This is a genomic window from Streptomyces sp. NPDC040718, assembly GCF_055593565.1.
Genome location: NZ_JBVIXO010000013.1, coordinates 179,903 through 192,905, shown reverse-complemented (window position 1 = coordinate 192,905; position 13,003 = coordinate 179,903). Strand labels below are relative to the sequence as shown.

Annotated in this window: 8 protein-coding genes; 6 read left to right on the top strand and 2 right to left on the bottom strand. The window is 72.5% G+C overall.

The features are described from left to right. From ACZ597_RS28195 to galE, 6 genes are all read left to right on the top strand, one after another. Nucleotides 1-3,624 (top strand): Rne/Rng family ribonuclease (locus tag ACZ597_RS28195; protein ID WP_471335614.1); only part of this gene is annotated, 3,624 nt, incomplete at its 5' end. A 280-nt stretch (nucleotides 3,625-3,904) separates the two neighbouring features. Continuing rightward, nucleotides 3,905-4,225 carry a 50S ribosomal protein L21 gene (gene rplU, locus ACZ597_RS28190; protein WP_007264039.1) on the top strand — a complete coding sequence of 107 codons (321 nt, stop codon included), beginning with the start codon at nucleotides 3,905-3,907 and terminating at the stop codon, nucleotides 4,223-4,225. 13 nt (nucleotides 4,226-4,238) lie between these two features. Then, entirely contained in the window at nucleotides 4,239-4,493 is a 255-nt protein-coding gene (gene rpmA, locus ACZ597_RS28185; protein WP_007264038.1) for a 50S ribosomal protein L27, read from the top strand. A 170-nt stretch (nucleotides 4,494-4,663) separates the two neighbouring features. Next, the gene (gene obgE / locus ACZ597_RS28180; RefSeq protein WP_471335611.1) at nucleotides 4,664-6,109 is read left to right on the top strand and encodes a GTPase ObgE; all 1,446 of its coding nucleotides are present in this window, start codon (nucleotides 4,664-4,666) and stop codon (nucleotides 6,107-6,109) included. Nucleotides 6,110-6,167: 58 nt separating this feature from the next. Next, nucleotides 6,168-7,805, top strand: coding sequence for a glycosyltransferase family 2 protein (locus ACZ597_RS28175; protein WP_471335608.1), 1,638 nt, complete (start codon nucleotides 6,168-6,170; stop codon nucleotides 7,803-7,805). A 16-nt stretch (nucleotides 7,806-7,821) separates the two neighbouring features. Further along, nucleotides 7,822-8,838, top strand: coding sequence for a UDP-glucose 4-epimerase GalE (gene galE, locus ACZ597_RS28170; protein ID WP_471335605.1), 1,017 nt, complete (start codon nucleotides 7,822-7,824; stop codon nucleotides 8,836-8,838). 75 nt (nucleotides 8,839-8,913) lie between these two features. Here the strand turns inward: galE and ACZ597_RS28165 are convergent, their stop codons facing one another. Together ACZ597_RS28165 and ACZ597_RS28160 are read right to left on the bottom strand one after the other, a co-directional pair. Beyond that, nucleotides 8,914-10,095 (bottom strand): glycosyltransferase, encoded by a 1,182-nt coding sequence (locus ACZ597_RS28165; RefSeq protein WP_471335602.1) that lies wholly within the window; start codon nucleotides 10,093-10,095, stop codon nucleotides 8,914-8,916. Next, the gene (locus ACZ597_RS28160) at nucleotides 10,092-12,962 is read right to left on the bottom strand and encodes a bifunctional glycosyltransferase/CDP-glycerol:glycerophosphate glycerophosphotransferase (protein ID WP_471335599.1); all 2,871 of its coding nucleotides are present in this window, start codon (nucleotides 12,960-12,962) and stop codon (nucleotides 10,092-10,094) included. Before ACZ597_RS28160 ends, ACZ597_RS28165 begins: the two co-directional genes overlap by 4 nt. Nucleotides 12,963-13,003: the final 41 nt, after the last annotated feature.

Sequence of the window (13,003 nt, the reverse complement as noted above, 5' to 3'; positions counted from 1 at the left end):
GCCGCTCCGGCGCCGCGTGCCCGTCGCCGTGCGACCCGTGCCACCGCTGCTCCGGCCGCCGTGGCCGAGGCCGCCGAGGTCGTGGTGGAGTCCGCGTCCGCCCCCGCGCCGGTCGTGGAGGAGGCTCCGGCCGCTCCCGCGCCGCGTGCCCGCCGCCGTGCCACCCGCGCCGTCGCCGCTCCTGCCGCCGTGACCGAGGACGCCCCGGTCGTGGAGGCCGCTCCGGCTCCCGCGGCGGAGGAGGAGGCTCCGGCCGCTCCGGCGCCGCGTGCCCGTCGCCGTGCCACCCGCGCCGTCGCCGCTCCTGCCGCCGTGACCGACGACGCCCCGGTCGTGGAGGAAGAGGAGGAGGCCGAGGAAGAGGTGCAGGCCGTCGTGGAGGAGGCCCCCAAGGCCGCCACCCGCGCCGTCACCGTCGCCGACGCCGTGGACGCCCCGAAGCGCGGCCGCCGCCGTGCGACCCGTGCCTCGGCCCCGGCCGCTCCGGCCGCCGCCGCGCAGCCCGCGGCCGCCGCCGAGCCGGAGGCCGCCCCGGCCGGCCGCCGTCGCGCCGCGCGTCCCGCCGTCGCCGTCTTCCAGGCCCCGGTCTTCGCCGAGCCGATGTTCCAGACCCCGGAGACCGCGGCCATGGCCGCCGCGGCCGCTGCCGCCGCCGCTTCGGAGGAGGAGGCCGAGGAGGAAGAGACCGAGGCCGCCGCCGAGGTCCAGGCCCCCGCCGCCCAGCCGGCCGGCCGTCGCCGCCGCCGTCGCGGTGCCGCCGAGCCCGTGGCCCCGGCCGAGCCGGAGCTCGTGGAGGAGGAGCCGGAGGCCGAGGCCGAGGCCGCCGACTTCGACGAGGACGAGTCCGACGAGTCGGGCGAGCGCCCCTCGCGCCGCCGCCGTCGCGGTGGCCGCCGCCGCCGTCGCGGTGAGGCCGCCGACCTGGACGAGTCCGCGTACGAGGAGACCGAGGGCGAGGCCGCCGCGCAGGAGGCCGAGCCGCAGGAAGCCGACCAGGAGGAAGAGGACGAGGACGCCGATGAGGCCCTCGGTTCCACCTCCAGCCGTCGTCGCCGCCGTCGCCGTCGCCGCAGCGGTGACGGTGCCGTCGAGGTCGAGGCGGGCGAGGAGGACGGTGTCCGCACCGTGCTCAAGGTCCGCGAGCCGCGCCCGGCGCGCGAGAAGGCCGAGCCGTCCGACGAGGTGCAGTCCATCAAGGGCTCGACCCGTCTGGAGGCGAAGAAGCAGCGCCGCCGTGAGGGCCGCGAGCAGGGTCGTCGCCGCGTGCCGATCATCACCGAGGCCGAGTTCCTGGCCCGCCGTGAGGCCGTCGAGCGCGTGATGGTCGTCCGCCAGTCCGGTGAGCGCACCCAGATCGGCGTCCTCGAGGACAACGTGCTCGTCGAGCACTACGTCAACAAGGAAGAAGCCACCTCGTACGTCGGCAACGTCTACCTGGGCAAGGTCCAGAACGTGCTGCCGTCGATGGAGGCCGCCTTCATCGACATCGGCAAGGGCCGCAACGCGGTCCTGTACGCCGGTGAGGTCAACTTCGAGGCGCTCGGCATGGCCAACGGGCCGCGCCGCATCGAGTCCGCCCTGAAGTCCGGCCAGTCGGTCCTGGTGCAGGTCACCAAGGACCCGATCGGCCACAAGGGCGCCCGCCTGACCAGCCAGGTCTCGCTGCCCGGCCGCTACCTGGTGTACGTGCCCGAGGGCTCGATGACCGGTATCAGCCGCAAGCTGCCCGACACCGAGCGCGCGCGTCTGAAGACCATCCTCAAGAAGATCGTCCCCGAGGACGCGGGCGTCATCGTGCGCACCGCCGCCGAGGGCGCGAGCGAGGACGAGCTGCGCCGCGACGTCGAGCGTCTGCAGGCGCAGTGGGAGGACATCCAGAAGAAGTCGAAGCAGATCACGACCTCGTCGCCGAGCCTGCTCTACGGCGAGCCGGACATGACGGTCCGCGTCGTGCGCGACATCTTCAACGAGGACTTCTCCAAGGTCATCATCAGCGGTGACCAGGCGTGGGAGACCATCCACGGCTACGTGTCCCACGTGGCCCCGGACCTGGCCGACCGGCTGTCCCGCTGGACCTCCGAGGTCGACGTCTTCGCGACGTACCGGATCGACGAGCAGCTCGCCAAGGCGCTCGACCGCAAGGTGTGGCTGCCCTCTGGCGGCTCCCTCGTGATCGACAAGACCGAGGCGATGATCGTCATCGACGTCAACACCGGCAAGTTCACCGGTCAGGGCGGCAACCTCGAGGAGACCGTCACCAGGAACAACCTGGAGGCGGCCGAGGAGATCGTGCGCCAGCTGCGGCTGCGCGACCTGGGCGGCATCGTCGTCATCGACTTCATCGACATGGTCCTGGAGTCCAACCGCGACCTGGTGCTGCGGCGCATGCTGGAGTGCCTGGGCCGGGACCGGACGAAGCACCAGGTGGCCGAGGTCACCTCGCTGGGCCTGGTCCAGATGACCCGCAAGCGGGTGGGCCAGGGCCTGCTGGAGTCCTTCTCCGAGACCTGCGTCCACTGCAACGGCCGCGGTGTGATCGTGCACATGGAGACCCCGACCGCGGTCGGCGGCGGTGGCAACGGCAAGCGCGCCAAGCGCCGCGGTGGCCGCGCCCAGGAGCACGAGCACGAGCTGGAGACGGTCGAGACCGTCGACGCCGAGGTGCTGGAGGCCGAGACCGAGGCCGAGGTGGCCGCGGAGCTCGCCGCGCCGCGGGCCCTTCCGGAGCCGGCGTTCGTGCCGGACGAAGAGCTGTACAGCAGCCCGGCCGAGGCCGAGGCCGCCGCGGGCATCAGCGGGCGTCGCAACCGTCGCCGTGCCACCCGTAAGGCGACCGCTCCGGCGGGCGCCCCGCGCGGTGCGGAGCGGTTCGCCGCCCCGGCGCCGACGGCCCCCGCGCCGGTGGTCCCGGTGGTGGAGGCGGAGCCGGTCACCGAGCCCGCGGACACGGTGCTGGAGCCGGCGGCCGAGGTCGTCGCCGAGGCCGTGGAGGCCGTGGAGACGGTCGAGGCCGCCCCGGCCGCGCCGGTGGACGAGGCCGCGCCGAAGGGCCGTACCCGTCGCCGGGCGACCCGTAAGGCGACCGCCCCGGAGCCGGAGCCCGTCGTGGCCCCGGAGCCCGTGGTCGTGGCCGAGCCGGAGCCGGTCGTGGAGGCCGTCGCCGTCGTGGAGCCGGTCGCCGAGCCCGTCGCCGAGGAGCCGGCCGTCGAGCCCGAGTCCGTGGTCGCCGAGGCCCAGGCCGAGCCGGTCGTGGAGGCCGCCCCGGCCCGTCCGCGCCGCCGTGCCGTACGCAAGGCCACCGCGCCCGCGGGTGCGGCGGAGGCCGCGGTCGTGGTCGTCGAGGCCCCGGCCGCCGAGCCGGCCGCCGAGGCCGCTCCGGCCGGAGCCCCGGCCGCCGAGGCCGAGGCCGAGGCGCCGGCTCCCGCCAAGAAGGCCACCCGCAAGGCTCCGGCCAAGAAGGCGGCCACCACGGCGAAGAAGGCCCCGGCCAAGAAGGCGGCGGCCGCCAAGAAGACCGTCGCGAAGAAGACGACGGCCAAGAAGACCACGGCGAAGCGGACCACGAAGAAGACCGCGGCGGCGGAGCAGAGCGCTCCGTCCGTCACGGCTCCGACCGAGGCCTGATCCTTTCCGTGACCGTGGACCCCGCCTCCGGGCGGGGTCCACGGTGCTGCGGGGCCCGGTTTGACCCTCCGGAACCAGCCCCGTAACCTAGACCGTCGGCGTGTCTTGAACGATTACCCGTTCAGCGTGCGTCGCGCTCCTGAGCACCCTCCTCCCGCACGACCGCGCAAGCGGCCGGGTCACGGGAGAGGCCGCTCGTCCAATCCGGATCACCGTGGGCCCAGGCCCGTGTGAGCGGCTGGCTTCAGGAGCATCCGTCCCGAGTGAGAGAGAGATCCGCGTGTACGCCATCGTGCGCAGCGGTGGTCGCCAGCACAAGGTTGCTGTCGGCGACATCGTTGAGGTTGACAAGATTTCCACTGCCAAGGCTGGCGACACGGTCGAGCTCTCGACCCTGCTCGTTGTCGACGGCGACGCCGTGACCAGCGACCCGTGGGTGCTGGCCGGGATCAAGGTCACGGCCGAGGTCGTGGACCACACCAAGGGCGCCAAGATCGACATCCTGCGCTACAAGAACAAGACCGGCTACCGCCGTCGCCAGGGTCACCGCCAGCAGTACACGGCGATCAAGGTCACCGGTATCCCCACGGCTGCGAAGTAAGAGGGACTGAGACATGGCACACAAGAAGGGCGCATCGTCCACCCGGAACGGGCGCGATTCCAACGCTCAGCGGCTCGGCGTGAAGCGCTTCGGCGGTCAGGTCGTTTCCGCCGGCGAGATCCTCGTCCGCCAGCGCGGCACCCACTTCCACCCGGGTGCGGGTGTCGGTCGCGGTGGCGACGACACGCTGTTCGCGCTGCTGCCGGGTGCGGTGCAGTTCGGTACGCACCGTGGCCGCAAGGTCGTCAACATCGTTCCGGCCGCCTGATCCAGCTCCTGCTGAATCACGAGCGTTCGTAACACCCCGAGGGCGGATCTCATCTCTTCCCGGCACGCGCCGGGAAGAGAGGTCCGCCCTCGGCGCGTTGTCACATAGACACGTTTAATGGGCAGCAAGGTCTGCCCGGGACATTCCCGTATGTATCTGGAGGAACACCCATGACCACCTTCGTGGACCGCGTCGAGCTGCACGTCGCCGCGGGTAACGGGGGCCACGGCTGCGCCTCCGTACACCGGGAGAAGTTCAAGCCGCTCGGCGGCCCCGACGGCGGCAACGGCGGCCGTGGCGGTGACGTGATCCTGGTGGTGGAGCAGGCGATCACCACCCTTCTGGACTACCACCACAGCCCGCACCGCAAGGCCACGAACGGCAAGCCCGGCGAGGGCGGCAACCGCTCCGGCAAGGACGGCCAGGACCTGATCCTGCCCGTGCCGGACGGCACCGTCGTCCTCGACAAGGAGGGCAACGTCCTCGCCGACCTCGTCGGCCAGGGCACCACCTACGTCGCCGCCGAGGGCGGCCGCGGCGGCCTCGGCAACGCCGCGCTGTCCTCCGCCCGCCGCAAGGCCCCCGGCTTCGCGCTCCTCGGCGTCCCCGGCACCACCGGGGACATCGTCCTGGAGCTGAAGACCGTCGCCGACGTGGCGCTCGTCGGCTTCCCGAGCGCCGGCAAGTCCTCGCTGATCTCGGTGCTCTCCGCCGCCAAGCCGAAGATCGCGGACTACCCCTTCACCACCCTCGTCCCGAACCTGGGCGTGGTCACGGCCGGCTCGACCGTCTACACCATCGCCGACGTCCCGGGTCTGATCCCCGGCGCCAGCCAGGGCAAGGGCCTCGGTCTGGAGTTCCTGCGCCACGTCGAGCGCTGCTCGGTGCTCGTGCACGTGCTGGACACCGCCACCCTGGAGTCCGACCGCGACCCGGTGGGCGACCTCGACCTCATCGAGGAGGAGCTCAAGCTCTACGGCGGCGGCCTGGAGAAGCGCCCGCGCCTCGTCGTCCTGAACAAGGTCGACATCCCCGACGGCCAGGACCTCGCCGAGATGGTCCGCCCGGACCTGGAGGCCCGCGGCTACAAGGTCTTCGAGGTCTCCGCGGTCGCCCGTACGGGTCTGAAGGAGCTCTCCTACTTCCTCGCCGAGGTCGTCGCGAAGGCGCGCGCCCGCAAGCCCAAGCAGGAGGCGACCCGCATCGTCATCCGCCCGAAGGCCGTGGACGACGCCGGCTTCACCGTCACCTACGACGAGGTCGAGGACGTGTACCGCGTGCGCGGCGAGAAGCCGGAGCGCTGGGTCCGCCAGACCGACTTCAACAACGACGAGGCCGTCGGCTACCTCGCCGACCGGCTCAACCGCCTCGGTGTCGAGGACGCGCTGCGCAAGGCCGGTGCGAAGGCGGGCGACGGCGTCGCGATCGGTTCCGAGGAGAACGCGGTCGTCTTCGACTGGGAGCCGACCATGATGGCCGGCGCCGAGATGCTGGGCCGCCGCGGTGAGGACCACCGCCTGGAGGCCCCGCGCCCGGCCACCACGCGCCGCAAGGAGAAGGAAGCCAAGCGCGGCGACAGCGCACAGCAGGAGTACGACGAGTTCCGTCCCTTCTGATCGGCCGTGCCGGTCCGATTTGAAGTCGGCTTTACGCCGTTCGCCTAGGATCCTGCGGGTGAGCAGCAGCCATTCCAGCAGTGACACCGCCGTGGGCCCCTCGGTCTCGGTGGTGGTGATCGCGTACAACGACGCCGGGCTCGTGGGCGAGGCCGTTTCCTCGGCCCTCGCCCAGGGCCCGGTGGTCGCCGAGGTCATCGCGGTGAACGACGCCTCCTCGGACGGGACCGCGGGCGTGCTGGACGGCCTGGCGGCGGCCCACCCGCGCGTGAAGGTCATCCACCGCACGGAGAACAGCGGGGGCTGCGGCACGCCCCGCAACGACGGGATCGCCGCCGCGGCCTCCCCGTACGTCCTCTTCCTGGACAGCGACGACGTCCTGCCGCCGGGCGCCGCCGAGGCGCTCCTGAGGGCGGCCGAGGAGCACAGCGCCCCGGTCACGGTCGGCGCGTGCGTGCGCCGCGAGCTGCCGGAGGGCCGCGAGGTGCCCTGGATGCCCGGCCTGTACACGCCGGGTGACGTCATCGAGCGGCCCGCCGACCGGCCCGAGCTGGTCCGCGACACCCTCTGCGTCAACAAGCTGTACGACCGGTCCTTCCTGGAGAAGCACCGGATCCGCTTCCCCGACGGCCGGTTCGTCTACGAGGACTTCGTCTTCACCTCGCGCGTCCTGGCCGCCGAGCCCCGGATCGCGGTCATCGGCGACCTCGTGTACGTGTGGCACGTGCGCCGCAGCGCCGCCCAGGTGTCGATCTCCCTGGACCGCGAGGACGTCGGCAACTGGCGCTCCCGCGTGGAGGCGCACCGCACCGCCTCGCGCACCCTCGCCGCCGCCTCCCCGGAGCTGGGCCGCGCCTGCCGGGTGAAGTTCCTCGACTACGACCTGCGCATGTACCTGCGCGAGCTCGGCTCCGAACCGGAGTACCGGGCCGCCTGGTGGGCGCTGACCCGCGAGTACCTGGCGGGCTTCGACGCCGCCGACATCGACGCGGCCCCCGCCCGCGCCCGCTGGACCGCCCGGGTGCTGGAGGCCGCCGAGGCCCCGCCCGCGGACGTGGAGCGGCTGATGCGGTTCGCCGCCGAGCCGGCCCGGCTGCTGCCCCCGTACGCGCGTGACGCGGCGGGGCTGCCGGTGTGGAGCGCGGAGCTGCCCGTGCCGCTGGACGGGCTCGACGCCCTGCCGGTGGCGGAGCTGCCCGTGACCGTCGACGCCGAGCCCGCCGGGGCGGGGGCCGTCCGGATCCGGGTGCGGGACTTGTACGGGCGGCTCGCCGGGGCGGGTCCGCAGACCGTGCAGCTGGGCTTCCCGCCCCGGGCGGGGGGCGATCCCGTCCTGGGGCGCCCGGTGGAGCTGAGGGCCGCCGCCGACGGGGACGGGTGGAGTGCAGAGGTGCCGTTCCGGCTCGCCGCGCTGGCCGCCGAGGGGCGCCGCCGGGGGCTGCGCGGGCTGCAGGCGTGGGACGTCCGGGTGGGCGTGCGCTGCGCCGACGGGAGCTCCCTGCACACCTCCCTGCGCCCCCTGGGCGGTCTGCTCCGCCGCAGGGCCCTGCCCAGCAGCAGGTACGGTGTTCTGCTGGCGCAGCCCTACCGCACGGCCGCCGGGGCGCTGGCCGTGCGCCTCGCGCCCGGTGCCGGGGGCGCGCTGACCTTCGTACGCAACCGCCTCGACCGCGCCCGCGCGCGCAGGTCACGCTAGAGCTCGGGAGATACGCATGACATTTCTGATCACCGGTGGCGCCGGATACATCGGCGCGCACGTCGTCCGGGCGATGCTGCTCGCGGGTGAGAAGGTCGTGGTCTTCGACGACCTCTCCACGGGCCGGGAGGACCGCGTGCCGGAGGGCGTCCCGCTGGTGACGGCCTCGGTGCTGGACCGCCTCGCCCTGGACGAGGCCATCGCCGAGCACAAGATCACCGGCGTGGTGCACCTGGCGGGCAAGAAGCAGGTCGGCGAGTCCGTCGAGAAGCCGCTGTACTACTACCGCGAGAACGTGCAGGGCCTCACGGTGCTGCTGGAGGCCGTGGCGGCGGCGGGCATCCGCAACTTCCTGTTCTCCTCCTCCGCCTCCGTGTACGGCATGCCCGACGTGGACTCCGTCACCGAGGAGACCCCGTGCAAGCCGCTGAGCCCCTACGGCGAGACCAAGCTGGCCGGCGAGTGGCTGGTCCGCGCCGCCGGCCAGGCGCACGGCATCTCCACGGCCTGCCTGCGCTACTTCAACGTGGCGGGCGCGGCCGCCCCCGAGCTCGCGGACACCGGGGTCTTCAACCTGGTCCCGATGGTCTTCGAGCGCTACGACGCCGGCGAGGGCGCCCGCATCTTCGGTGACGACTACCCGACCCCGGACGGCACCTGCATCCGCGACTACATCCACGTGGAGGACCTCGCGGACGCCCACGTGGTGGCGGCCCGCCGGCTCGCCGAGTGGGGCGCCGCGGGGGACCACAAGGACCTCACGGTCAACATCGGACGCGGCGAGGGCGTCTCCGTCAAGGAGATGGTGGAGCTGCTGAACGCGGGCACCGGGCACACCTACGCGCCGGTGGTCACCCCGCGGCGTCCCGGAGACCCGGCGAAGGTCGTGGCCTCGGCCGACCGGATCGCCTCCGAGCTGGGCTGGAAGGCGCGGCACGACGTCCGCGAGATGATCACCTCGGCGTGGGCCGGCTGGGAGGCCAACCGCGAGGGCGGCCACCCGGACCACCACAGGGACGTCCACACGGTCTGAGCACCGCGTACAGGTGGAGCCGCCCGCTCCGGACATGGTTCGGGGCGGGCGGCTCCGTACGCGCGCGGGGGCGGGTCAGCGCTCCAGGAAGGCGAACAGCTCTTCCCACCGGTCGGTGATCTCCGCGGGCGAGTAGCGCCGTACGTGGCGGAAGGCCTCGTCGCCGAGCGCCTCGCGCTTCTCGCGGTCCGACATCAGGGTGTCCAGGTGTCCGGCCAGCTCCATCGTGTTGCCCAGGCGGGCGAGCAGCCCGTCCTCGCCGTGCCGCACGATCTCGCGCACGCCCGGCGCGCAGTCGAACGCGGCCACGGGCAGGCCCGCGGCCATCGCCTCCAGCAGGGTGATGGGGAAGCCCTCGGCCCGGGAGGCCTGCGCGAAGACGGACGCCCCGCGCAGGGCCCCGAGGACGTCGGAGGTGCTGCCCATCCACTCCACGGAGTCGTCCAGGCCCAGCGAGGTGCAGTGCGCCCGCAGGGTCGCCTCCTCGGTGCCCGCCCCGTAGATCCGCAGGGTCCAGTCGGGGTGGTGCGGGGCGGCGTCCGCCCAGGCGTCGAGCAGCAGGTCCACGCCCTTCTCGAAGGCGAGGCGGCCGACGCTCGCGACGACCTTCGCGGTGCGCGGGGCGGGGGAGTCCGGCATGAACGGCAGTGGGTTCGGCATGCTGGCGACGTTCTCCATGCCGGCCCGGATCCACAGGTCCGCGTCCTCCGGGGTGAGCACCAGCATCCGGTCCACCTCGGGGTAGAAGCGGCGGACCCGCGCACCCCGGGTGGAGGTCTGGCTGGCCTCGAAGGACTCGTGGCTCATGCCGATGACCGACAGCCCCTTGGTGTCGGCGAGGGCCACCCACTCCATCGCCCACACCTGGGTGACGATCACGACGGAGCCGGGGCGGGCCGCGCGGAACAGGGTGCTCAGCGTCTCCGCCCTTGCCCGCATGCCGGCCCGGCGGGCTGCCTGCCGGCGACGTTCCGGGGCGTTGAGGCGGCCCTTGATGCCGCGCAGCCGGCGGGCCTTCGGCGGGTGGGTCTCGTAGAGGGTGGTCATCTCGTACGGGAGGCCGTCCGGCAGCTGCTGGCGGATCTCCTCGGCGACGGGCGCGATGCCCACGATGTGCACCCGGTGTCCCCGGTCGGTGAAGAGCCGGGCCATCTGGTGCGACCAGGTGGTCACGCCGCCGAGCTCGTCCACGCTGTTGGAGACGATGAAGACGTCGCGGCCGGTCTGCGCCGCGGGCTCGTGGGGCTGCTGGCTCACTTGCCGCTCCTGGTGAAGAACTTCTCGACGATCCGGCGCGCGGCGTCCCCGCGGTCGTACTCGCCGAACTCGGAGAGGAATCGCTGGCGGGCCTCCGCGTACTTGGCGTCGGCCTCGTCGAAGGCGGAGACGGCCTGCATCAGCTCGTCGGCCGTGGCCACGACGGGGCCGGGCGCCTTGTCCTTCAGGTCGAAGTAGGTGCCGCGGATGTCGGTGGAGTACTTCTCGTAGTCGTACGCGAAGAACAGCATCGGCCGGTCCAGCACCGCGTAGTCGAACATCACGGACGAGTAGTCGGTGATCAGCCCGTCGGCGAGCGCGAGCAGCGGGGTGATGTCGTGGTGCCGGGACACGTCGACGACCCGGCCCGCCACCGACGGCGGCAGCGAGACGCTGTTGAGGTAGTGGGTGCGCACCAGCAGCGTGAACCGGTCGCCGAGCCGGTCCGCGAACTCCTCCACGTCGAAGGGGAACTCGAAGCCCTCGACCGTGCCGTCCGCGCTCGCCCGGAAGGTCGGCGCGTACAGCAGCACCCGCTTGTCCGGGTCGATGCCCAGCTCGGCGGCGAGCGGGCCGCGCACGCGCTCCCCGCTGTCCGCCTCGGCGCGGTGGGCCTCGACCAGGGCGTCGTTGCGCGGGTAGCCGGTGCGCAGCAGCACCTCGTCGCGCAGCCGGAAGCCCTTGGCGAGGGTGCGCACATCGTGCTCGGAGCGGATCAGGAAGTGGTCGAAGCGGTCGACGGCCTTCTGGAAGCGGTCCTGTCCGGCCCGGCCCTGGGCCTTGGTGCGGGGCTCGTGGAAGCCCATCCGCTTGAGCGCGGACCCGTGCCAGGTCTGGATGTACGTGGTCCCGGGGCGCTTGGTCAGCGCCAGCGGGAAGCCCTGGTTGTCGACCCAGTACTCGGCCTGGGCGAGGGCCCGCAGGTACTGCCAGCTCCAGCGCTTGACCAGGGTGGCCTGCTCGGGGAAGCCGGTGGGCTTGGCGCCGGCGTAGGACCAGATCGCCTCGAAGGGCGCGCCCTGGCGGACCAGCTCCTCGTAGATCGCCTTGGGGCTGTCGCTGTACTGCTTGCCCATGTGGCTCTCGAAGACGACCGTGCCCTTTTTGACCGGCAGCTTCGAGAAGACCTCGTGGTAGACCTTCACCTTCTGCTCGCCCGAGCCGATGTTGCGGCGGGCCTTCAGGGCCCTGCGCAGGCTGCGCTTGACCAGGCCGGCGGCCCTGCCGTGCATGGCGCTGCCGAGCAGCGTCTGGGTGCGCACGGCGGCGGCGCCCTCGGCGGTCAGGACGTAGGAGAGGTTGCCCTTCTTGGTCACCTCGGGCTCGAAGCGGTCGGAGACCAGCCGGGTCAGGCGCGGGCGGACCCGCAGGCGGGCCGCCGATTCCAGGTCGACGCCGCCGACCGAGACGCGGGTGGTGAGCCGGTCGCCGCCGGCCGTCAGCTTCAGGCGTACGTCCCAGACGGCGTCGATGATGCCGAGGGGGCGGACGGTGCTGCCGATGTCGGCGGTGGCGGTCCACTCGATCGTGTTACCGGCGTGCCGCACGGTTGCCACCGGGAAGCTGAAGGAGCGCACCCCGATCTGCCGGCGGGCCCGGAACTCCAGGGAGGCCTTCAGCTCGGCGTCCTCCCTGATGCGTCCCAGGGGGTTCACGACGGCGCCGGACAGGGTGACGGTGCCGCGTCCGTCGTCCTCGTACGAGGTCAGGCGGTTGCCCAGGACCAGGGAGGACAGCGGGGTCGTGTGGAAGCCCTGGCCCGTGACCTCCAGTATCCGGCGGCCCTCGGCGTCGTCGAGGTGCTCGGCGCACCAGTAGACCCGCCCGTCGCGCTCGGCGAGGGGGGAGGACAGCCGGCCCTTGTTGGTCATCGCGTCGGCGGCCGGGAGGAGGTTCTTCCAGTCCTCCTTGCCGAGCAGGTAGGCGCAGATCGCCTGGAGGTACGTGACGTTCTCGTACGCGGCCGGGTCGATGCCGGCGAGGTAGCCGTTGGCGAGCCGGGCGAACTCCTGGCGGTACGCGTCGCCCAGCAGCGGCAGGTCGCGCAGGTGCAGCACGAGGTCGTGCTTGAGGAACTTGGCGTCCTTCGCCGTCTTGATGGCGGTGTGGCCCTTGGCGGCCAGCAGCTCGTCGACGCGGCGGTGGATCTCCATCCGGTGGACGAAGTTCGCGATCTCGTGGCGCCGGTTGCTGATCGACTTGGCGGAGGCCTTCTCGACCACGTTCCAGTAGTAGACGTGGTTCGGGATCAGCGTGATGCGGCGGGCGGCGACGTAGGCCTGCGCCGAGAACAGCAGGTCCTCGTAGTGGATGCCGACCGGGAACTCCAGGCCCTGCTCCAGCAGGAAGGCGCGCCGGTAGCACTTGTTCGTGGAGAGGGTGTCGTAGACCAGCAGGTCCGGGTACTCGGTGATCGACTCCAGGGTGCGGGTACGCGAGTAGATCCACGGGTACCACTCGGTGGTCTTGCCCCACCGGTTGTCGAGGTGGACGCGCACGCACATGCCCGAGACCAGGTCGGACCCGGTGCGCTCGGCGGCCGCCAGCATGTTCCGGCAGGCGTTGCGCTCCAGCACGTCGTCGCTGTCCAGGAACATGACGTAGGTGCCGGTGGCCTGCTTGATGCCGTGGTTGCGGGGGGCGCCGCAGCCCCCGCTGTTCTCGGGCAGCTGGAAGGCGCGCACCCGCCCCGGGTTCGCCGCTTCCAGCTCCCGGGCGACCGCGTGGGAACGGTCCTTGCTGCAGTCGTCCACGATCACGACTTCGACCCCGTGCAGGGTCTGGTCCAAAACCGACTGGACGGCCGCCGGCAGACGCTCTGCGTCGTTGTAGACGATGACGACCACGGAGACGTCAGGCACGTGCACCTCGATCCCTTCGTTCCATTCCGCTTATTCAGTCAAAGCTA